This is a genomic window from Pseudomonas sp. AMR01, assembly GCF_041946035.1.
GTDB lineage: Bacteria > Pseudomonadota > Gammaproteobacteria > Pseudomonadales > Pseudomonadaceae > Aquipseudomonas > Aquipseudomonas antarctica_B.
Window position 1 is genome coordinate 28,339 of sequence record NZ_JAUTYR010000007.1, and the last position, 20,882, is coordinate 49,220.

At 59.5% G+C, this 20,882-nt stretch carries 20 protein-coding genes; 8 read left to right on the forward strand and 12 right to left on the reverse strand.

Annotated features, from left to right (window positions below; genetic code table 11):
* The first annotated feature begins 52 nt into the window (after nucleotides 1-52).
* On the forward strand, nucleotides 53-808 hold the full coding sequence (locus Q7C20_RS09085; RefSeq protein WP_375066834.1) for a substrate-binding periplasmic protein: 756 nt from the start codon (nucleotides 53-55) through the stop codon (nucleotides 806-808).
* Here the strand turns inward: Q7C20_RS09085 and Q7C20_RS09090 are convergent.
* The 5 genes from Q7C20_RS09090 to gpmI all read right to left on the reverse strand — a co-directional run bounded on the left by Q7C20_RS09090 (nucleotide 761) and on the right by gpmI (nucleotide 7,352).
* Nucleotides 761-2,074 carry a Vps62-related protein gene (locus tag Q7C20_RS09090; protein WP_375066835.1) on the reverse strand — a complete coding sequence of 438 codons (1,314 nt, stop codon included), beginning with the start codon at nucleotides 2,072-2,074 and terminating at the stop codon, nucleotides 761-763. The genes Q7C20_RS09085 and Q7C20_RS09090 overlap by 48 nt on opposite strands.
* A 63-nt stretch (nucleotides 2,075-2,137) precedes the next feature.
* Nucleotides 2,138-2,923, reverse strand: coding sequence for a divergent polysaccharide deacetylase family protein (locus Q7C20_RS09095; protein ID WP_375066836.1), 786 nt, complete (start codon nucleotides 2,921-2,923; stop codon nucleotides 2,138-2,140).
* A gap of 1 nt (nucleotide 2,924) precedes the next feature.
* Nucleotides 2,925-4,241 (reverse strand): S41 family peptidase, encoded by a 1,317-nt coding sequence (locus tag Q7C20_RS09100; RefSeq protein WP_348054856.1) that lies wholly within the window; start codon nucleotides 4,239-4,241, stop codon nucleotides 2,925-2,927.
* Nucleotides 4,242-4,271: 30 nt separating this feature from the next.
* Nucleotides 4,272-5,567, reverse strand: a complete 1,296-nt coding sequence (locus tag Q7C20_RS09105) for a murein hydrolase activator EnvC family protein (RefSeq protein ID WP_375066837.1) — start codon at nucleotides 5,565-5,567, stop codon at nucleotides 4,272-4,274.
* A 258-nt stretch (nucleotides 5,568-5,825) separates the two neighbouring features.
* The gene (gene gpmI / locus Q7C20_RS09110) at nucleotides 5,826-7,352 is read right to left on the reverse strand and encodes a 2,3-bisphosphoglycerate-independent phosphoglycerate mutase (protein ID WP_375066838.1); all 1,527 of its coding nucleotides are present in this window, start codon (nucleotides 7,350-7,352) and stop codon (nucleotides 5,826-5,828) included.
* Nucleotides 7,353-7,503: 151 nt separating this feature from the next.
* On the opposite strand from gpmI, the gene Q7C20_RS09115 reads away from it, so the two are divergent.
* Genes Q7C20_RS09115 through secB form a run of 3 tightly spaced genes read left to right on the forward strand, consistent with a single transcriptional unit; the run spans nucleotide 7,504 to nucleotide 8,684 of the window.
* Entirely contained in the window at nucleotides 7,504-7,917 is a 414-nt protein-coding gene (locus Q7C20_RS09115; protein WP_348054853.1) for a rhodanese-like domain-containing protein, read from the forward strand.
* A 1-nt stretch (nucleotide 7,918) separates the two neighbouring features.
* Nucleotides 7,919-8,170, forward strand: a complete 252-nt coding sequence (grxC, locus tag Q7C20_RS09120) for a glutaredoxin 3 (protein ID WP_375066839.1) — start codon at nucleotides 7,919-7,921, stop codon at nucleotides 8,168-8,170.
* 34 nt (nucleotides 8,171-8,204) lie between these two features.
* A complete protein-coding gene (gene secB / locus Q7C20_RS09125; protein WP_348054851.1) occupies nucleotides 8,205-8,684 on the forward strand; it encodes a protein-export chaperone SecB in 480 nt (159 codons plus the stop codon).
* Between the two features lie 126 nt (nucleotides 8,685-8,810).
* Here secB and Q7C20_RS09130 read toward each other — a convergent pair whose 3' ends face one another.
* Nucleotides 8,811-9,266, reverse strand: a complete 456-nt coding sequence (locus tag Q7C20_RS09130) for a tRNA (cytidine(34)-2'-O)-methyltransferase (RefSeq protein WP_003171120.1) — start codon at nucleotides 9,264-9,266, stop codon at nucleotides 8,811-8,813.
* On the opposite strand from Q7C20_RS09130, the gene Q7C20_RS09135 reads away from it, so the two are divergent.
* Nucleotides 9,265-9,705 (forward strand): hypothetical protein, encoded by a 441-nt coding sequence (locus Q7C20_RS09135; RefSeq protein ID WP_348054850.1) that lies wholly within the window; start codon nucleotides 9,265-9,267, stop codon nucleotides 9,703-9,705. The genes Q7C20_RS09130 and Q7C20_RS09135 overlap by 2 nt on opposite strands.
* 553 nt (nucleotides 9,706-10,258) lie before the next feature.
* Here Q7C20_RS09135 and ntrC read toward each other — a convergent pair.
* The 4 genes from ntrC to Q7C20_RS09155 all read right to left on the reverse strand — a co-directional run bounded on the left by ntrC (nucleotide 10,259) and on the right by Q7C20_RS09155 (nucleotide 14,385).
* Nucleotides 10,259-11,695, reverse strand: coding sequence for a nitrogen regulation protein NR(I) (gene ntrC, locus Q7C20_RS09140; protein ID WP_348054848.1), 1,437 nt, complete (start codon nucleotides 11,693-11,695; stop codon nucleotides 10,259-10,261).
* Complete coding sequence (gene glnL, locus Q7C20_RS09145) at nucleotides 11,692-12,777, reverse strand: nitrogen regulation protein NR(II) (RefSeq protein ID WP_034117295.1); 1,086 nt, start codon at nucleotides 12,775-12,777, stop codon at nucleotides 11,692-11,694. The genes ntrC and glnL overlap by 4 nt, the downstream gene beginning before the upstream one ends.
* A 274-nt stretch (nucleotides 12,778-13,051) precedes the next feature.
* Nucleotides 13,052-13,657 (reverse strand): hypothetical protein, encoded by a 606-nt coding sequence (locus Q7C20_RS09150; protein ID WP_375066840.1) that lies wholly within the window; start codon nucleotides 13,655-13,657, stop codon nucleotides 13,052-13,054.
* A 134-nt stretch (nucleotides 13,658-13,791) separates the two neighbouring features.
* Nucleotides 13,792-14,385, reverse strand: coding sequence for a chorismate mutase (locus Q7C20_RS09155; protein ID WP_375066977.1), 594 nt, complete (start codon nucleotides 14,383-14,385; stop codon nucleotides 13,792-13,794).
* 375 nt (nucleotides 14,386-14,760) lie between these two features.
* Here Q7C20_RS09155 and Q7C20_RS09160 point away from each other — a divergent pair, with 375 nt between their 5' ends.
* On the forward strand, nucleotides 14,761-15,000 hold the full coding sequence (locus Q7C20_RS09160) for a DUF6124 family protein (RefSeq protein ID WP_375066841.1): 240 nt from the start codon (nucleotides 14,761-14,763) through the stop codon (nucleotides 14,998-15,000).
* A gap of 71 nt (nucleotides 15,001-15,071) precedes the next feature.
* Here Q7C20_RS09160 and glnA read toward each other — a convergent pair whose 3' ends face one another.
* Complete coding sequence (gene glnA / locus Q7C20_RS09165) at nucleotides 15,072-16,478, reverse strand: glutamate--ammonia ligase (protein ID WP_017138628.1); 1,407 nt, start codon at nucleotides 16,476-16,478, stop codon at nucleotides 15,072-15,074.
* Between the two features lie 333 nt (nucleotides 16,479-16,811).
* Here glnA and thiI point away from each other — a divergent pair, with 333 nt between their 5' ends.
* Complete coding sequence (gene thiI, locus Q7C20_RS09170; RefSeq protein WP_375066842.1) at nucleotides 16,812-18,266, forward strand: tRNA uracil 4-sulfurtransferase ThiI; 1,455 nt, start codon at nucleotides 16,812-16,814, stop codon at nucleotides 18,264-18,266.
* Between the two features lie 139 nt (nucleotides 18,267-18,405).
* The gene (gene typA, locus Q7C20_RS09175; RefSeq protein ID WP_375066843.1) at nucleotides 18,406-20,226 is read left to right on the forward strand and encodes a translational GTPase TypA; all 1,821 of its coding nucleotides are present in this window, start codon (nucleotides 18,406-18,408) and stop codon (nucleotides 20,224-20,226) included.
* Between the two features lie 193 nt (nucleotides 20,227-20,419).
* Here typA and Q7C20_RS09180 read toward each other — a convergent pair whose 3' ends face one another.
* On the reverse strand, nucleotides 20,420-20,854 hold the full coding sequence (locus Q7C20_RS09180) for a YkgJ family cysteine cluster protein (protein WP_049710458.1): 435 nt from the start codon (nucleotides 20,852-20,854) through the stop codon (nucleotides 20,420-20,422).
* Nucleotides 20,855-20,882 lie beyond the last annotated feature (28 nt).

Here is a 20,882-nt window from a genome sequence, read left to right on the forward strand (position 1 = left end):
CATGGCAGGCGCGCGGCACTCTCTGCGCTTGCCATGGATTTCGGTAACCTTCATGTTCAAACACCTGCTGCTCGCGCTCGCCAGTTCTTGCCTTTTGTTGGCAGGCTCGGCCCGTGCCGAAGAACCGTCTGACGCCTCACTGGTGTTGCTGACGGAAAACTTCCCGCCCTACAACATGGCGAAAAACGGCAAGAACTTCGCCAGAGACGAGAACATCGAAGGCATCGCCGTGGACATCGTGCGCGAGACCTTCAAGCGTGCCGGCATCTCCTACAACCTGACCCTGCGTTTTCCCTGGGAGCGAATCTACAAACTCGCCCTGGAAAAACCCGGTTACGGCGTATTCGTGATGGCGCGCCTGCCGGATCGCGAAGCATTGTTCAAATGGGTCGGCCCCATCGGCCCGGATGATTGGGTGATGCTGGCCAAGGCTGACAGCAAGATCGAGCTCGCCGACCTTGAGCAAGCCCGTCGCTACAAGATCGGCGCCTATAAAGGTGATGCGATTGCCGAGACCCTCGAGAAGGAGGGGCTCAACCCGATCGTTGCGCTGCGTGACCAGGACAACGCGCAAAAACTGGTCGAGGGCCAGATCGACCTGTGGGCCACCGGCGACCCGGCGGGCCGTTATCTGGCCCGTCAGGTCGGGGTGACCCAACTCAAAACCGTGTTGCGCTTTAACAGTGCCCAGCTGTATCTGGCGCTGAACAAAGACGTGCCGGACGCCGTGGTCGCGAAGCTTCAGGCGGCGCTCGACGGGTTACGCAATGACGGTGTTGTCGATCAAATCATGGCCCGTTACCTCTAGCTCAGGGGCCGCTTGAGTGGGTTCCTCCGGCTGCAATTGAGGCGCTTCAGCTGCAGGCACCTCGTCCGGCAGCGGCTCTGCATCGGCGGACTCGCTCATGTACACGTGATCGCCATTGGTGTAGCTGACCGTGCTTGAGACCTGGCTGCCGTCCTGGCGCAACAGGCGGTATTCGCTGTGCAGAAGGTAAGCCGCCACGGCTTTCTTGGGCGGAACATACGTGATGATTTCCAGTGGCGAGGCCTGGCTCCAGCCTTTTGCCGAGCGTTGCGTATGGGTGAAGTCGCGATCCAGATGCGCCGAAAAATTCAACTCGAAAGCCTGTGCATACGCCGGCCATTCCTTGCAAAGATCGATGCAGGTGTTAGCGGCCAGAGCCCGTGCATGTGCGCCGATTTCGCCTTTGGTGGCCGTCCACATGACCGGCTGACTGGTCGCTTCAGTGTTACGCCCGAAGCCTGCGAACAGGTGGCGGTCCGCGCGCTCCAGTCGATAGGTGGGCGAGGACTGAAACTGTTCGACCGGCGTCAATTCCGGGTCTCTTACACAGAACCACGGCAGCTCGCACACCTGAATCGTGGGGCTGACTTCATCCAGCGTTGGGCCTTCAGGCCCTGCGAGGGCGGGCGGTCGCGGCAGCTCGTTGAGCTGCGCTGTGAGCGTCAGTCGCAGCGAATAGGCGGTGAGGCTTGGCTTGGCGTAGCTGTCACTGCCGATGAACGTGCCGGGGGCCAGGTAGATTTCCCCGGCGGATGCATCGGGAGCGGTAATCGACCAAGCGCTTAAATCGTGGGCGGAGCCGCTGCCCCTATCGTTCCAGATCAGGAAGCCCACTTGGGAGGCTATCACCAGGTCTTCTCGTACACAGCGCACGGCATGAAGCGAGGGTTTTTCGTAGTTCACGCCGTACACCAACCCCAGCGCCACATAGCCCTCTGGCGGCACCGGGCGCCAGATGGAGGCATTACTTCGTGCCCCCGTGCCCTCGTCATGCCACACCCGTTGATAATCCAGCGGCGCACGCAATGCGGTGCCGCCGGTCTTGTTCGCATCACTGACGACTGCGACGACTTTGCTGTGGTTGATGTTGCGATAGTGACCCACCGCAATATCGCCCAGGCAAAAAAACGGGCTCAGTGCATCGGATGCCGTGCTCGGTCGCCACAGGCCAACGGCATTGTGTGCGCCCGAGCCCTTGTCGTTCCACAGAGGTAAAAATTCGCTGGTGAAGCTGATGAGCAGGTCTTTGAATTGCAGAGGCTTCATGGAGGACTCTCCAGTTGATTGGAGCCTCAACTATCGAGCAGCGAGCGCGGTGCCGAGCGGTATCTATCTATGCGCCGGAAGATACGTGCCGTTTTTGCCATGGGCCGCCATCGCCTGATTGCTGCGCACGCTGATCATCAACTTGATATCAATCCAGTCGATGCCCTGGGCCTTGAGCTTCGGCAACTCGCGGTCCAGCACCGCCAGCGTCTGCGGATAGGGGTGACCAATCATCACCACCGAACCCTGTTTATGCGCCAGTTTGATCGCGGTTTGCAGCTGAGTGGTAATCGCCGCTTCGGTGCGTTCGTCATCGAGGAACACGTCCCGCGAAAGGTGGGCCAAACCGATCTTTTGAGCCTCGGCGGCGGCGACGGTTTGCGCGCTGGTGCGGCTGTCCACAAAGAACTTGTTGCGCCGCTGCAGCTCCGCCATGAGCCAGGCCATCGCTTGCGGCTGCGCGGTCATGCGGCTGCCCATGTGGTTGTTGATGCCGGCGGTGTAGGGCACGGCCTTGAAGGCGGCATCGAGGCGTTTGCCGAGTTCTTCGATGGGCAACTCGGGGTGCCACGCAAAAGGGCCGGTGGCCGGGTCCATGGGCATGTGCAGGATCACGACTTTGCCAGCCTTGTGCGCTTCGCGGGCGAATTCAGCGGCGTGGGGCGTGTCGGGCATGATCGCCGTGGTCACCGGCCCTGGCAGGGCCAGCACGCGACGATCCCGGGGCAGGTTTTGCCCCAGGTCGTCGATGATGAGGGTGAGGTAGGCCTTGCGTGGCTCGCTGGCCGGCGTCGCGTGGGCGACGCCGGCCAGGCTGCATAACACAGCGATGATCAGGGCAACGCGCATATCAACGGCCGCGCGTGATGCTCAGGCCTTTAAGCAGGCTCAGCGCCTGGGCCAATTGGTAGTCATCATCCTGCGGCATCGGCTTGGCTTTGGCGCGACTGCCGGTAGGCTCGTCGGCGCCGCCGTTGCCATTGCCCAGGTGACCTTGCAGGTCGGCCTCTTTGTAATACTCGCTGTCGATCTCGTTGGTGATCTTGGCTTTGCGCACTTCGATGTCGGGCACGATGCCCTGAGCCTGGATCGAGCGACCGTTCGGCGTGTAGTACAGCGCCGTGGTGATCTTCAGCGCGCGCTCGTTGTTCAGCGGCAACACGGTTTGCACCGAGCCTTTGCCGAAACTGGTGGTGCCCATCAGCACGCCGCGTTTTTGGTCTTGCAGGGCGCCGGCGACGATTTCCGAGGCCGAGGCGCTGCCGCCGTTGATCAACACTGCCAGTGGCACGCCCTCGCTGAGGTCGTTGCCGGTGGCCGAGAAGCGCAACTCGGAGTTGGCGATACGGCCTTTGGTGTAGACGATCAGGCCTTTGGTGATGAAGTGGTCGACCACTTCCACCGCCGCCTGCAGCACGCCGCCCGGGTTGTTACGCAGGTCGAGCACTATGCCGTTGAGCTTCTTGCCGTTGTCTTTGCGCAGTTTGGCCAGGGCCTTGGCCACTTCGTCGCCGGTCTTGACCTGAAACTGGGTGATACGGATGTAGCCGTAGCCCGACTCCAGCAACTGGCTCTTCACGCTCTTGACCGTGATGGTCGCGCGGGCCAGGGTCACGTCAAACGGGTTGCCGCCGTCGCGCACCAGGGTCAGGGTGATTTTCTGGCCGAGCTTGCCGCGCATCTTGTCGACAGCTTCGGTCATGGTCTGGCCACGGGTCGGCTGGCCGTTGATCTTCACGATCAGGTCACCCGCCTGGATGCCCGCCTTGGAAGCCGGAGTGTCGTCGATCGGCGAGACCACTTTGATCTGGCCGTCTTCGGAGCCGACTTCAATGCCCAGGCCACCGAACTCACCGCTGGTGCTTTCCTGCAGCTCGGCGAAATCTTCCGGGCCCAGGTAGGCGGAGTGCGGGTCGAGGTTGCTGAGCATGCCTTTGATGGCATTTTCCAGCAGGGTCTTGTCGTCTACGGGTTCGACATAGGCTGCCTTGATCCGGTCCATGACCTCGGCAAAGGTGCGCAGCTCGTCCAGCGGCAGCGGCGCCTTGGTGGTCGCGGCTGTAGCGGCGGGCGCAACCGGTGCGGCCTGGTCAGCGAAAGCCAAAGGCGCGCCGATCACCAGGGCGATCGTCAGGGCCAGCGAAGTGAGGCGGGACAAATCCAGCATGTCGAACGAACTCCTAATGTAGATGCGGCCCTATCCTTGGGAACGGCACCATTGTGCGGGATCGCTCGGGCGACCCTGCTGACGAATAGCGAAGTACAGCGCCGGGGTGTCCTGGCCACCACTGTTACCGACAGTGGAGATGGATTCACCGGCTTTTACAACATCACCTGCCGACTTGAGTAAAGTCTGATTGTGGCCGTAAAGGCTCAAATAGCCATTACCGTGGTCGAGAATTACCAACAAACCGGCACCGCGCAGCCAATCGGCAAACACCACGCGCCCACCGTGAACGGCGTGCACCTGGCTGCCGGCGGCGGCGCTGATCATCACCCCGTCCCACTTGGCGCGGGTGTCATCACCACGGGTTTCACCAAAGCGTGCCAGCAGTCGACCATTAACAGGCCATGGAAGTTTTCCGCGGGCTGAAGCAAAAGGGCCGCCGAACGACTCACCGCTGCTGGAAACCACCGGGCCAGGCGCTGCATGCGCCGGTTTACGAGGGGCCGGCGCGTCGGTAGTGGCTGCCAGTTCGGCCTCACGCTGGCGCTTTTTTTCCGCTTCCTGCTGGGCGATCAGCGCTTTCTGCCGCGCTTCTTCGGCCTCACGTGCCTGGCGGGCCAGGGTTTCTTCGATGGTTTTGAGCACCTTGCCCAGGTCAGCCTGGTCTTGCTCGCGGGCTTGCAGCTTGGCGTCGCGGGCTTTTACATCATCATTGAGCTTGGCCAGTGCCACCTGGCGCTCTTTACGCACCTTGTCGAGCTGGTCGCGCTGAGCGTCCAGAGCGATTTTCTGATCATTCAGTTGTGACTGCTGGTCAGTGATTTCCTGCTCCACGTTCGCCAACTGACGCAGGGTTTCGTTAAACCCCTTCAATTGCGCCAGGCGCGCTTTGCTCAGGTAATCGTAGTAAGTCAGGGTGCGGGCGAATTTTTCCGGGTTCTGCTGGTTGAGCAGCAGCTTGAGGTATTCCTGGCGGCCGCTCTGGTAAGCGGCGCGGGCCTGGATCGCGATCAGGCGTTGCTGTTCAACGCGTGCGCTCTGGAGTTTTTTTTTCTCAGCGTCGAGTCGCTCCAGTTCCGACTCGCTCCTCTTTAATTCTTTTTGTAGCTCCTGGACCTGCTTCTCCAGCTTGCCCATCTCGGTTTCCGTGCCGCGCAGGTCTTTCTGCACACCGGATTTTTCTTCCTGGAGCTTGCCGAGCAGTTTCTTCAGCTCGGTAATGTCCTGACGCGTAGCGTCCAACTGTTGTTGGGTTTGTGCGCGCTCATCGGCAAATGCCGGTTGGAGCAGGCAGACAAGAGCAAGGGTAATCAAGGCGCGAAGCATAGAGGCGGGCGACACCAGGGAAATGGACGGCCTAGTATGCCCGGCAAGCGCGGCAAAAAAAACGCCCAATTCGGGCTGGAGGCCAAGTTAGGCGCCGAGTGGCGATGGTATAACGAAAAGATATCTTCCAAACAGCGCAAAACCAATGTGGGAGGGGGCTTGCTCCCGATAGCAGAGTGTCAGTCGAGATCTATTCGACTGATCCACCGCAATCGGGAGCAAGCCCCCTCCCACACTGTTTTGTGGTGTATCCGAGATTTAGACCAGAATCGAAGTGCCGGTCATCTCGGCAGGCTTCTCCAGCCCCATCAGCATCAGCATGGTCGGCGCCACATCTGCCAGCACGCCGCCTTGGCGCACTTTAAAATCGCGTTTGCCCACATAGATGAACGGCACCGGCTCGGTGGTGTGCGCGGTGTGCGCCTGGCCCGTGGATTCGTCGGACATCTGCTCGCAGTTGCCGTGGTCAGCGGTAATCAACCCTTCGCCGCCGACTTTTTCCAGCGCCTCAACAATGCGACCGACGCACAGGTCCAGGCATTCCACGGCCTTCACCGCAGCTTCCAGGTTGCCACTGTGGCCAACCATGTCACCGTTGGCGTAGTTGACCACGATCACGTCGTAACGCTGGTGCTCGATGGCGTCGACGATTTTGTCGGTAACTTCAGGCGCGCTCATTTCCGGCTGCAGGTCGTAAGTGGCGACTTTTGGCGACGGGATCAGGATGCGTTCTTCGCCCGGGAACGGTTCTTCACGGCCACCGGAGAAGAAGAAGGTTACGTGGGCATATTTCTCGGTTTCGGCAATGCGCAGTTGGGTCTTGCCGTTTTTCGCCAGGTAGTCGCCCAGCACGTTTTCCAGGCTGCCCGGCGCAAACGCCGACGGGGCCGGAATGTTGGCGGCGTATTGGGTGAGCATCACGAACTCGGCTTTGGGCTGGCGCGCGCGTTCGAAGTCTTTGAAACCGGCGTCAACGAACACATGGCTCAACTCACGGGCACGGTCGGCGCGGAAGTTCATGAACACCAGAGCGTCGCCGTCTTCGACTTTGACCGGCTCGCCGATGGTGGTGGCCTTGACGAATTCATCGCTTTCGCCACGGGCGTAGGCAGCTTCCAGGCCTTGCTGGGCGGTGGCGGCGTGGAATTCGCCCTGGCCCTCGGCGATCAGGTTGTAGGCCTGGGCCACGCGGTCCCAGCGGTTGTCACGGTCCATGGCGAAGTAGCGGCCGACCAGGCTGGCGATGCGGCCTTTGCCGAGGGCGGCGAAGGTGGCGTCGAGCAATTCGATGGACGACTGCGCGCTTTTCGGCGGTGTGTCACGGCCATCGAGGAAGGCGTGCAGGTAAATTTTATCGGCACCGCGCTTGAAGGCCAGTTCGGCCATGGCGACCAAGTGGTCCTGGTGGCTGTGGACGCCGCCGTCGGACAGCAGGCCCATAAAGTGCACGGCTTTGCCGGCGGCGACAGCTTTATCGACCGCTGCGCAAATGGCCGGGTTCTCGAAAAACTCGCCATCGCGGATCGATTTGGTCACGCGTGTGAAGTCTTGGTATACCACTCGTCCGGCGCCCAGGTTCATGTGGCCGACTTCCGAGTTGCCCATCTGGCCGTCCGGCAAGCCTACGTCCATGCCGGAACCGGAGATCAAACCGTTCGGTACGGTAGCGGCCAGGCGATCGAGTACCGGCTTGCTGGCCGAGTACACGGCGTTGTCGTGGTGGCTTTCACTGTGTCCGAAGCCATCGAGAATTATCAGGACCAAAGGTTTGGGCGTAGTAGTCATAGATCCTCTCGAGGCGGTAATAAAGAAAGGCAATTGAAAAGGGAGTAGCAGTTTAAAGCGAAGTTCCGACCACGTCACCGCTTTACGGGGGTTGGCCCCCCCGGACGGCTGTGTATACTTACCGCCATTTTAACGCCCTGGAACCTCCTTGATGGTTGATCACCTGATTGCATTTGCCACTGCCCACTACCTGCTCGCGGGTGCCTTTGTCATCCTGCTGGCGCTGCTGATCGCTCACGAAATGAGCCGCGGTGGCCGCAGCCTGAGCACGTCGGAGCTGACCGCACTGGTCAACAAGGATGAGGCCGTTGTCGTGGATATTCGCCCGGTTAAGGATTTTGCCGCTGGCCATATCGTCGGCGCTCTGAACATTCCTCAAGACAAGCTGATCGCGCGCTTGCCCGAGCTGGAAAAATACAAGGCCAAGACCATTATTCTGGTCGACGCCCAAGGCCAGCACGCCGGTACCCATGCCCGCGAAATGCTCAAGACCGGTTTCACCGCCGCCAAACTGTCCGGCGGTATCGGCAGCTGGAAGGCCGATAACCTGCCGCTGGTGAAGTGATATGAGCCAGGTTGTCGTGTATTCCAGCGATTGGTGCCCTTACTGCATGCGGGCCAAGGCCTTGCTTGTGAAAAAGGGCATTGCCTTCGAAGAGATCAAGGTCGACGGCAAACCCCAGGTGCGCGCCGAAATGGCCCAGAAGGCGGGGCGCACATCCGTGCCGCAGATCTGGATCGGCGCAAGGCACATCGGTGGCTGCGACGACCTGTTTGCCCTGGAGCGCGCCGGCAAGCTTGATGCGCTGCTCGCCTAATCCCTAAAAGACCCCAAGATCACAAGGATCTGCGATGACTGACCAACAGAACACCGACGCTGCGCAAGACCAAGGCCCACAGTTCTCGCTGCAGCGCATCTACGTGCGTGACCTGTCGTTCGAAGCGCCGAAAAGCCCGGCCATCTTCCGTCAGGAATGGACCCCAAGCGTTGCGCTTGACCTGAACACCCGTCAAAAAGCCCTGGAAGGCGACTTCCACGAAGTCGTGCTGACCCTGTCGGTTACCGTCAAGAACGGTGAAGAAGTGGCGTTCATTGCTGAAGTGCAACAGGCCGGTATCTTCCTGATCCAGGGCCTGGACGAGCAGTCCATGAGCCACACCCTGGGCGCGTTCTGCCCGAACATCCTGTTCCCGTATGCCCGTGAGACCCTGGACAGCCTGGTCACCCGTGGCTCGTTCCCGGCACTGATGCTGGCTCCGGTGAACTTCGATGCCCTGTACGCGCAAGAGCTGCAGCGCATGCAAACCGAAGGTTCGTCGACGGTTCAGTAATCTCGAACCTGACGTAGAACCCCATGTGGGAGGGGGCTTGCTCCCGATAGCAGTGTGTCAGTCGATCTCTATTTGACTGAGCGACCGCAATCGGGAGCAAGCCCCCTCCCACATTTGTTATGTGTGTTATTTGAAGCCCAGTTGGCGCCATCCTTCATAGACGGCAACCGCCACGGTATTGGACAGGTTCAAGCTGCGGCAACCCTCGCGCATCGGCAAACGCAGCCGATGGCCGTCGGGCAGTGCGTCAAGCACTTCGGCTGGCAGGCCGCGACTCTCGGGGCCGAACAGGAAGGCGTCGCCCTCGGCAAAGCTGGCATCATGAAACGGCCGCGAGCCCTTGGTGGTGAACGCGAACAGTCGCGGGTGGCCCAGGCTTTCCAGGCAGCTCGCCAGGTCGGCATGGCGCTTGAGCGTGGCGTACTCGTGGTAGTCCAGCCCGGCGCGGCGCAGGCGCTTGTCGTCCATGTCGAAGCCCAAAGGCTCGATCAAATGCAGGTGGCAGCCACTGTTGGCGCACAGCCTGATAACGTTGCCGGTATTCGGCGGAATTTCTGGTTGAAAAAGGATGACGTGAAACATGCACGGCTCCGAAGGCAAAGATGCGCTGCATTCTACCCCTGAAGACGACCCAAGGCCGAAGCTATTGCCCAGGGTGTTGGGTTCTTTGGCGATTGTTGGGCTGATGATCGGCTTGATGATCGGCCGCCTGACCACGCCTGACCCCACCGAGTTGCAACAGGTCGAGACCGCAGTGGACGGCGTGGTGGTGTGGTTCAACAACGAACCCAAGCTGCACGGCGAGCATATTGATGGCACCGTGGCGCTGCTGTTCGACGCGCAGGGCAAGGCCGCCGCAGGGCAACTCAAGGTCAATTACAAGGACGTGAACTGGCGCGTGCGCAAGACCGATGGCGGCTTGCTGCTGAACCTGGTGGCGGCTCGGCCGTTGCGCGGGGAATGGAAGGGGGAAAAAGTCGATGGCCGCTGGCGGCTGGAGGTCCATCTCCAAGAGCAATAAAAGAGGGAGTTCCCGGCCTGCCTGTACCAGGGCTCCCAAAACGGGGTGAAGCCAAAGGCTTCGGTGTTAAAGAGGGAATCCCCGGCCTGCCTGTACCGAGGTTCCCGAAACGGGTGTGGGGCGCGACGCGATCCGCATCAAGCACCCCGGGTGTAAAGAGGGGAGTCTCGGCCTGCCTGTACCAAGGTCCCCGAAACTGGGTAGTACCGGGTTTGTTGCAGGGCGCGTGCCAGAGTTGGCAATGCGTACCAAAAAAATTCGCCAGAAAGCGCAAAGCCCCGGAATACGGGGCTTTGGTGTTTTTGAGTTTCAGGGTTTTTTCAGTCCGGCTGAGATTTCAGGCAGTGAGTGCGTGCCCAATGCCGGTTCGTGGTGCGTTGAAGCGGTGCACGCTCCTGAAACCTTGTACAGATCGAAAACTGTAGGAAATCCAAATGTGGGAGGGGGCTTGCTCCCGATGGCGGTGTATCAGTCAAATAGAGGTCGACTGACACTCCGCCATCGGGAGCAAGCCCCCTCCCACATTAGATCTTCAGTGGATCAGGAAGAGGTGTTAAGCCTCATCACCCTCATCATCATCCCCACCATCCACCTTCATCCCCAACTCTTTGATCTTGCGCGTCAGGGTATTGCGGCCCCAGCCCAGCAGCACGGCGGCGTCGCGGCGGCGGCCGGCGGTGTGCTTCAGGGCGGTTTCGATCATTATCCGCTCGAAGGCCGGCACGGCGCTGTCCAGCAGGTTCGACTGGCCACGTGCCAGGGCCTGATCGGCCCATTGGCGCAGCGCCTGTTCCCAGTTGGTCACCGGGGCCGAATCCTGCGGCAGGCTCAACAGCTCCGGCGGCAGGTCGCTGACGTGCACTTCGCGGCCGGACGCCATCACGGTGATCCAGCGGCAGGTGTTCTCCAGCTGGCGCACGTTGCCCGGCCACGGCAGGTTCTTCAGGTATTCCTCGGTCTCGCTTTTCAGCAACTTCGGCTCAACCGCCAGTTCTTGCGCGGCGCGGCTGAGGAAGTGGCGGGCGAGGGTCGGGATGTCTTCGCGGCGGTCCGACATGCGTGGGATGTGGATGCGGATCACGTTGAGGCGGTGAAACAAATCCTCACGGAACTTGCCCGCGTGCACCAGGGTTTCGAGGTTCTGGTGAGTCGCCGCGATGATGCGCACGTCCACCTTGACCGGCGTATGCCCGCCAACGCGATAGAACTCGCCGTCTGCCAATACACGCAGCAAGCGGGTTTGGGTGTCGGCTGGCATGTCGCCGATTTCGTCGAGGAACAGCGTGCCGCCGTCCGCCTGTTCAAAGCGGCCGCGACGCAGGTTGGCTGCACCGGTGAACGCGCCTTTCTCATGGCCGAACAGCTCGGATTCCATCAAGTCCTTCGGGATAGCCGCCATGTTCAGCGCGATAAACGGCGAAGCCGCTCGCGGGCTGTGGCGGTGCAGCGCATGCGCCACAAGCTCTTTACCGGTGCCCGACTCGCCGTTGATCAGCACGGTGATGTTGGAGTGGCTCAAGCGCCCGATGGCGCGAAACACTTCCTGCATCGCCGGCGCTTCGCCGATGATTTCCGGGGTGCGGGTCAGGGCCGGTGGGGCTTCCTGGCTCTGTTGTTCCTGGGCGTGCTGGTTGGCGCGCTTGACCAGTGCCACCGCCTCGTCCACGTCGAACGGTTTTGGCAGGTATTCAAAGGCGCCGCCCTGATAGGACGCTACCGCGCTGTCCAGGTCCGAGTGCGCGGTCATGATGATCACCGGCAAGCGCGGGTGCTGCTCGCGAATCCGCGCCAGCAAGTCCAGGCCACTGGCGCCGGGCATGCGGATATCAGAGATGATCACGTCCGGCTGTTGGCGCGCCAAACGGCTCATCACGCCATCGGCGCTGTCGAAGCTCTGGGTGGTCATGCCTTCCTGTTGCAAGGCTTTCTCGAGGACCCAGCGGATAGAACGGTCGTCATCGACGATCCAGACAGTTTCACTACGGCTCATGTCGATGGGGCTCCTTGTTCCAGTGGCAGAAAGATCGAAAAGGTCGTGTGGCCGGGATGGCTCTCACATTCGATCAAACCCTGGTGCTGGCTGATGATGTTCTGGGTAATGGCCAGGCCCAGCCCGGTACCGTCCGGGCGGCCACTGACCATGGGGAAGAAAATGGTTTCCTGCAGTTCGGCGGGAATGCCCGGGCCGTTGTCGATGATCTCGACCTTGGTCACCAGGCGATGGCGCACGTGGCCGATGGTGAACTGGCGCAGGGCGCGGGTGCGCAAGCTGATGCGGCCCAGGCGCAGTTCGTTCTGGCTGCTGATGGCCTGCATGGCGTTGCGCACAATATTGAGCACCGCCTGAATCATCTGCTCACGATCGATCAATACGTCGGGAATGCTTGGGTCGTAGTCGCGCACCAGGGTGATGCAGCCCTGGCTTTCGGCTTCCACCAGCTGGCAGACGCGCTCCAGCACTTCGTGCACGTTGGTCATCGCCAGCGACGGCAGCTTGTTGGAGCCGAGCATGCGGTCCACCAGGTTACGCAGGCGGTCGGCCTCTTCGATGATGACGTTGGTGTAGTCCTTGAGATGCTCCTCCGGCAGCTCGCGGGCCAGCAACTGCGCCGCGCCGCGAATCCCGCCCAACGGGTTCTTGATCTCGTGCGCCAAACCGCGCACCAGCATCTTGCTGGTTTCCTGCTTGGACAGCTGCGCTTCTTCTTTGGTGATGCGCAGCAGGCGGTCGCGCGGGTGCACTTCAAGCAACAGCAGGGTCGCGCCGTTGCTCAGGATTGGGGTCACGGCGTAGTCGACGGTCAGCGTCTGGCCGGTGAGGGCGGTGAGCATCGCCTCGCGCTTGGTGAACGGGTGTGCCTGCTCCACCGCCTGGCGCAGCGAGCTCAAGGCTTCGGCCGACTCGGTGAACAATTCGCTGATGAACTGCCCATGGCTGCGCTGGCCGCTGATGGCCAAGAGCATTTCCGCCGCCGGGTTCATGTACTCAAGGCGCAGGTCGGCATTGAGCAGGATGGTCGCGGTGGTCAGGTTGTCGAGTAACAAACGGTGCAGTGCATCGCTAATGGTCATCAGGACCTCTTTTGGAGCAAGGCGCGGGCTTGAGGCACACGCTGATACAAGGAAAATGCAAAAACCAAACCAAGGCTCCGAAAAGAAGCGCGAAAGCCCTGAAATGGCTGTTTTGAGCGCGAATCTGTGGCGTTCTGCCAGCCTGCTCGGGAAGTTTCGAACCAAAATGGGCTGATCAGGTGGGAAGGGTGCAACGCGCCGCACCAATATAGTGCAGTTTGAAGAAGTCTGTTCAGGAACAGCTCATGGGAGGGGTTGAGGCGGTTGTGAGCATTCAGGACGGTTTTTTGGGGGTCTTTTTGCGATCGTTCAGGCAGGGTTTGATGACGTCGTGCAGGTCGTCATTGTCATGGGGCAGGACAAACTCGGCGGTCAAAGGAAAGTCGCCGGGGATGGCGGAGGGTAATGTCATCTTGATGCGTTGGCCGCGCATGTCGCCGGCTATCCACTCGTGCAACTCTTGGCGATTGGCGGGCATAGTGAGTTTGAACAGTACGCCATGTTGCTGGCTGGGCTCTGCGCTGTAGTAGCCGTTGACGCGATAGGTGCGAGTGGGCAGGGAGCCGGTGGTCAGGCTCAGCGGGCCGGTGGAGCGGGCGTCGGGGCCTTCATAAATGTCGGGCTTGAAGTGCAGCTTGTCGGTGTGGGTGAGCAACGAGATCATCGGGCGTGGCGGCGAGCTGTAGCAGGCGACCTGCAGGATTGCGATGCTGGTTTTGTCGGCGTGACCGGCGGCGCCGATGATGCGCGCATTGATTATTGTGCTGCCGGGGTAAGGCGCTTCAACCGTCCAGGCGTCGGAGTCGCTGTCGGGTTGTGCTGCGCTCAGCGGGCTACACACAAACGCCAGTGAGCATAGGGCCTTGCAGGTGAGGTTCATCACAAAATCCGTCAGCGGTTGGCGGTTGAGGGGGCCGCATCGTAGAGGGATGAATGCCCGAGATGAATCAGACAATTCCGGTGTTCCAATAATCATGTGGGAAAGGGCCTGGAATGACGCAGGCCCTGTTCGCATCAAGGCTGGTAAATGCACAGTTCGCCGGTGGCGCGGGCCATTGCTATTTGAATCAGTGGGTCGTGACGCGCTTCGTGCACGGCCATCGCCACCCATAGCGGGCACTGTGGGTTGCTGCGATCCGGGCTGAAGTCGGCGAGTTGTTGCAGCAGGCGTTTTTGCAGTTCATCGAGCTGCGGGCGAATTTTTCCGACCAGGTCCGGGCGCGGGGTGTCAGGTGCCTTGCCCTTTAAGTGCCAATCGGAGAGGCGGCTGTATTGCACCATTTTGTTGGCTTCCATTTGAGCGGCGAAAAACTGCTCGGCCACCTCTGGCGCCAGGTTGTAGCTTGGGGCCTGGGCTTTTACGCTGGCGATCACGTCCAGTTCCCGTGGGCGGTCTTCCACCGGTTTGTGGCTGTCCCATTTGCTCAGGGCCACCTGGTCGGCGATGCTCAGGCGCTCGACGATACTGTCCAGCAGCGGGGCGAGAGTGGGAGGCGGTGCAGCGACGGCGTTTGCACTGACAGTGGCGAACAGCAAGGCAAATAAAAGTTGATGTTTCAACGTTAATCTCCTGTAGGAGCGAGCTTGCTCGCGAAGGTGACTAACGATAACGCGTAAATATTGAAGAAATGCGTTGGCTTTGAAAGTTTCATAATCGAACGCGTTCCTACACGTGCTGGGGTAGGGGTGTAAGGCGCGGGCTACTCTGCCTTGCGCGGTTGCCTACAGTTACGCCAGAATCCGCCGGCTTGTACGACTGGCTTGTCGTCTCTAAGGTTGCTCGGTCGCTGCTCATCAGCGATCAGGTTTAGTAGCCTGAGGGTAAAGTTAAGCTCGTACAGCGCCGATCTTTATGGCGGCTGTGCGCAGGGCATCTTCGGGTGCGCCGGTTTTGCTTAACTTCCCCGGTCTACTAACCTGCGCACAGCTGCCACCTATCGTTTAGTAGCGAGTGTTTGGCGGCCTCATTGAGGAAGTTAAGACATGTTCAAGCCAACACCCAATCCACCCCCATCCGTCTTCATCATCGCCCCCGACGCCGACGACGAAGCCTTGATGATCAACAGTTTTGAAACCTTCTCCTCCGTCAGCACCCTGCTGCTGGACCTGTCCGAAAACCTGCACGGCAAGCACCGCGATGCTGCCCTGGCCATTCACCAACTCAGTGCAATGGGCACGCAGATAGCCGCCAGGATGCTCGATCGCCACGTCCCGGCCAGCTAAATTCCGGGCAAAAAAAAGACCGCCCGAAGGCGGTCTTTTTTCATCACGCCACTTTACGCGGCGCTACCGGATCAGCAGCTGTAGTACAGCTCGTATTCCAGTGGATGTACGAAGGTGCGAACCTTGATTTCTTCTTCGCTTTTCAGCTCGATGTAAGCATCGATGAAGTCGTCGCTGAATACGCCGCCCTTGGTCAGGAACGCACGGCCCTTGTCCAGTTCTTCCAGGGCTTCTTTCAGGCTGCCGCACACTTGTGGGATCTCTTTGGCCTCTTCAGGCGGCAGGTCGTACAAGTTTTTGTCGGCGGCGTCGCCTGGGTGGATCTTGTTCTGGATACCGTCCAGGCCGGCCATTACCAGGGCAGCGAAGGCCAGGTACGGGTTGGCTGCCGGGTCCGGGAAGCGAGCTTCGATACGGCGAGCGCGCGGGCTGGACACGTAAGGAATACGGATCGAGGCGGAACGGTTACGGGCCGAGTAGGCCAGCATTACCGGCGCTTCGAAACCTGGGACCAGACGCTTGTAGGAGTTGGTCGACGGGTTGGTGAAGCCGTTCAGGGCCTTACCGTGCTTGATGATGCCGCCGATGAAGTACAGGGCGGTGTCGGACAGGCCGGCATAGCCTTCGCCAGCGAAGGTGTTCTTGCCATCTTTGGCGATGGACAGGTGAACGTGCATACCCGAACCGTTATCGCCGTACAGCGGCTTAGGCATGAAGGTAGCGGTACGGCCGTAGGCATCAGCCACGTTGTGTACGCAGTACTTCAGGGTTTGAACTTCGTCAGCCTTGGCCACCAGGGTGTTGAACTTCACGCCGATTTCGTTCTGGCCGGCAGTCGCCACTTCGTGGTGGTGAACTTCGATGACCAGGCCCATTTCTTCCATGGCGTTGCACATGGAGGTACGGATTTCGTGGTCGTGGTCGAACGGAGGAACCGGGAAGTAGCCGCCTTTGATGCCTGGACGGTGGCCTTTGTTGCCGCCTTCGATGTCCTGGTCGGACATCCACGAACCTTGCTCGGAGAAAATCTTGAACATGGAGCCAGAGATGTCGGACTTGAACTTGACCGAATCAAAGATGAAGAATTCTGGCTCCGGGCCTACGAATACGGTGTCGCCGATACCGGTCGACTTCAGGTATTCCTCGGCACGCTTGGCGATCGCACGTGGGTCGCGGTCGTAGCCTTGCATGGTCGAAGGCTCGATCACGTCGCAGACGATGATCAGAGTTGGGTCTTCGGTGAACGGGTCGAGAACGGCAGTGCTGTCGTCCGGCATCAGGATCATGTCGGAGGCTTCGATGCCTTTCCAGCCAGCAATGGAGGAACCGTCGAACATTTTGCCTTCTTCGAAGAAAGCATCATCCAGCGCATCGCGAGCCGGCATGGTCACGTGGTGCTGAGTGCCTTTTGTGTCCGTGAAGCGCAGATCAATCCACTTAACGTCATGATCTTTGATGAGTTGAACCGACTTCGACATGGTGTCCTCCGGGTGGCTTCGGGCTGGGTAGTGGAGTTAGCCCTTAGAATGTTGGTGATGCCGGCGCGAATACTCGACCAAGGCAACCTGCCTCACAAGAGAGCAAATTGCATGCCAGTGCGCCAACATGGCCTTATTGCGTCAAAATGGCCCCTATAAAGGTGCAATCCGTTGAAACGGAATAAAAAGCGCACTGCAATGTAGCGCTTATTTGCGCAAATGACCCGTTTTGGTGCGCGTGACGTGCAGTGCATATTAACTGGTTAAACCTTGAGCGATTTCCGCTATAATCCGCGCCCCCCTTTTTCGGCAGGCCCAGCGCGCACTGTTTCCATGAAATTAATCGTAAAAGTCTTCCCCGAGATCACCATCAAGAGCCGACCGGTACGGATGCGTTTCATCCGTCAGTTGGCCAAGAACATCCGTGCCGTGCTCCGAGACCTGGACCCGGCTGTGGTGGTGAATGGCGTGTGGGACAACCTCGAGCTGGAAACCCGCCTGACCGACGCCAAAGCCTTGAAGGACATGACCGAACGCCTGAGCTGCATGCCGGGCATCGCGCATTTTCTGCAGGTCGACGAGTACCCGCTGGGCGACTTCGACGACGTCACCGAAAAGTGCAAACAGCACTTTGGCAGTGAGCTTGAGGGGAAGATTTTTTCAGTGCGTTGCAAGCGCGCCGGCAAGCACTCGTTCAGCTCCATGGACATCGAAAAATACGTCGGCAGCAAGCTGCGTCGCGAGTGCGGCGCCGCCGGAATTTCCCTGAAAGCACCGCAAATTGAAGTGCGCATGGAAATTCGCGACCAACGGTTGTTCGTGATTCACAGCCAGCACAACAGCATCGGCGGCTACCCGCTGGGCGCCCTGGAACAGACCCTGGTATTGATGTCCGGCGGTTTCGATTCCACGGTGGCCGCGTACCAGATCATGCGCCGCGGCCTGATGAGTCACTTCTGCTTCTTCAACCTGGGCGGGCGTGCACATGAATTGGGCGTGATGGAAGTCGCGCACTTCATCTGGAAGAAGTACGGCAGCTCCCAGCGCGTGTTATTTGTCAGTGTGCCGTTTGAGGAAGTCCTCGGCGAAATTCTCGGCAAAGTCGATAACAGTCATATGGGCGTCGTATTGAAGCGTATGATGTTGCGCGCCGCGTCCAGGATCGCCGATCAGTTGCAGATCGACGCACTGGTGACCGGTGAGGCGATTTCCCAGGTGGCCAGCCAGACGCTGCCGAACCTGTCTTTGATCGACTGCGTGACCGAAAAGCTGGTATTGCGCCCGCTGATCGCCAGTCACAAGCAGGACATCATCGACCTGGCCGAAGAAATCGGCACGGCGGATTTCGCCAAGCACATGCCTGAATATTGCGGGGTCATCTCGGTGAACCCCAAGACCCACGCCAAGCGCAACCGCGTGGAGTATGAAGAACAACAGTTCGATATGGCGGTTCTGGAGCGTGCGCTCGAGAACGCCAAAATGGTCCCGATCGATCGCGTTATCGACGAATTGGGCCAGGACGTAAAAATCGAAGAAGTCAGCGAAGCCCTGGCGGGCCAGATCGTCGTCGACATCCGTCACCCGGATGCCACGGAAGATGAGCCGCTGGAAATCGCTGGCATCGACGTGCAAACGCTGCCGTTCTACGCACTGAACGCGCGTTTCAAGGAACTGGATAACAGCCGTCAGTACCTGTTGTATTGCGACAAAGGCGTGATGAGTCGCCTGCATGCCCACCATTTGCTCAGTGAGGGGCATGCCAATGTGCGCGTTTATCGACCGAGCTAAGAGCCCGGGGCTGTTTGCCTGTGGCCTGCGTCACCGGCCCCCCGACTCTGCCGTCAAGCTGTAACGGCAAGGCCTGACTCTACTGTTAATCGCTGCCACGACCTGTCAGCACACCGAATCCTCTGATCGAGATACACAAGTGATCGAAAATCTACGTAACATCGCCATCATTGCTCACGTTGACCACGGTAAAACCACCCTGGTAGACAAACTCCTGCGTCAATCCGGCACCCTGGAGCGCAACGAGCTCAACGACGAGCGCGTGATGGACTCCAACGACCAGGAAAAAGAGCGCGGTATTACCATCCTGGCTAAAAACACCGCTATCAACTGGAACGGCTACCACATCAACATCGTGGACACCCCGGGCCACGCCGACTTCGGCGGCGAAGTAGAACGCGTAATGTCGATGGTTGACTCCGTTCTGCTGCTGGTTGACGCTCAAGACGGCCCTATGCCGCAAACCCGTTTCGTGACCAAGAAGGCCTTCGAAGCCGGCCTGCGTCCGATCGTGTGCATCAACAAGGTTGACCGTCCAGGCGCGCGTCCGGACTGGGTTCTGGACCAGATCTTCGACCTGTTCGACAACCTCGGTGCTACCGAAGAACAACTGGACTTCCAGGTTATCTACGCCTCGGCCCTGAACGGTATTGCCGGTCTGGAACACACCGACATGGCTGAAGACATGACCCCGCTGTACCAGGCGATTGTTGACCACGTTCCACCGCCGAAGGTTGACCGTGAAGGCCCGTTCCAGATGCAAATCTCGGCACTGGACTACAACAGCTTCCTGGGTGTTATCGGCGTTGGCCGTATCGCTCGCGGTAGCGTCAAGCCGAACACCCCGGTTGTGGCTATCGGCGCCGACGGCAAGAAGCGTAACGGTCGTATCCTGAAGCTGATGGGTCACCACGGTCTGCACCGTATTGACGTTGAAGAAGCGTTCGCCGGCGACATCGTTTGCGTGAGCGGTATGGACTCGCTGTTCATCTCCGACACCCTGTGCCAGCCGGACACCGTCGAGGCGATGAAGCCTCTGACCGTTGACGAGCCAACCGTTTCGATGACCTTCCAGGTAAACGACTCGCCTTTCTGCGGTAAAGAAGGCAAGTTCGTGACCTCCCGTAACATCAAGGAGCGTCTGGACAAAGAGCTGCTGTACAACGTTGCTCTGCGCGTTGAAGAAGGCGACTCGGCTGACAAGTTCAAGGTTTCCGGCCGTGGTGAGCTTCACCTCTCGGTACTGATCGAAACCATGCGTCGCGAAGGCTTCGAAATGGGCGTTGGTCGTCCAGAAGTTATCATCCGTCAGGTTGACGGCGTGAAGCAGGAACCGTTTGAAGACGTGACCATCGACACCCCGGAAGAATCCCAGGGCAAGGTCATGGAAGAGATGGGCCTGCGTCGCGGCGACCTGACCAACATGGTGCCGGATGGCAAAGGCCGTGTGCGTCTGGAATACAACATCCCTGCTCGTGGTCTGATCGGTTTCCGTAACCAGTTCCTGACCCTGACCAACGGTGCTGGCATCCTGACCTCGATCTTCGATCGCTACGACACCATGAAGTCCGGCGACATGTCCGGCCGTCAGAACGGTGTTCTGGTATCGGTAGAAACCGGCAAGGCGCTGACCTACTCCCTGGAAACTCTGCAGGCGCGTGGCAAGCTGTTCGTTGAACACGGTCAAGAGATCTACAACGGTCAGATCGTTGGTCTGAACAGCCGTGACAACGACATGGGCGTCAACCCAACCAAAGGCAAGAAGCTCGACAACATGCGTGCTTCGGGTAAAGACGAAACCATCGCTCTGGTTCCACCGGTGAAGTTCACCCTGGAACAAGCTCTGGAATTCATCCAGGACGACGAGCTGTGCGAAGTTACGCCTAAGTCGATCCGCCTGCGTAAGAAGATCCTGGACGAAGGCGAGCGTACCCGCGCTGCCAAGAAAGCCAAGAACTGAGTTAACTCAGGCTGAATGAAAAACGCCCCCGGTCGAAAGGCCGGGGGCGTTTTTTTATGCCTGCAGATTAAGCGGTGACGGTGCTGGCCTCATCGGGAGCAAGCCCCCTCCCACATTTGACTGTGTTCACGCTTCAAAATGTGGGAGGGGGCTTGCTCCCGATAGGGCCAGTTAGATCCCCACAAAATCCGGATCAGAACTTGTCGAGGGTCTTGAACTTGGTCTCGCGCACCACTTCCTTTGGCTTATACGCGCAATACCCAGGCCGCGGTCCGATTTTCGGGTGGTTGCGGCAGGTATCCGGGCGCTTGTCATAAATAGTGCAGAAGCGCGTCTTACGATCCAGGTACAGGCAGTCGTTGTTACTCATGCGCTGCAGGGTAAAAATTTCGGATTTGGAATTGAAGCGCTCCACGATGCCTTCTTTCTGCAAACGCTTGGCGATGTTCTTCGCCGGGTCGCCGAGTTCGAATTCATCGACGATGCCAATGCGGATCAGGTCCTTGATCTTCACTTCGACCGGCAGCGTGCAGCAGCTGGACACGCAGCCGCCGCACATGTGTGCGGAGTATTTCTGCCACGTTTCAAGACGGTCGAGTTCCGCGGCGGCGATCAGTTGAGGCTTCATCAGGGTTCCAAAAGGTGGTGCTGTATCT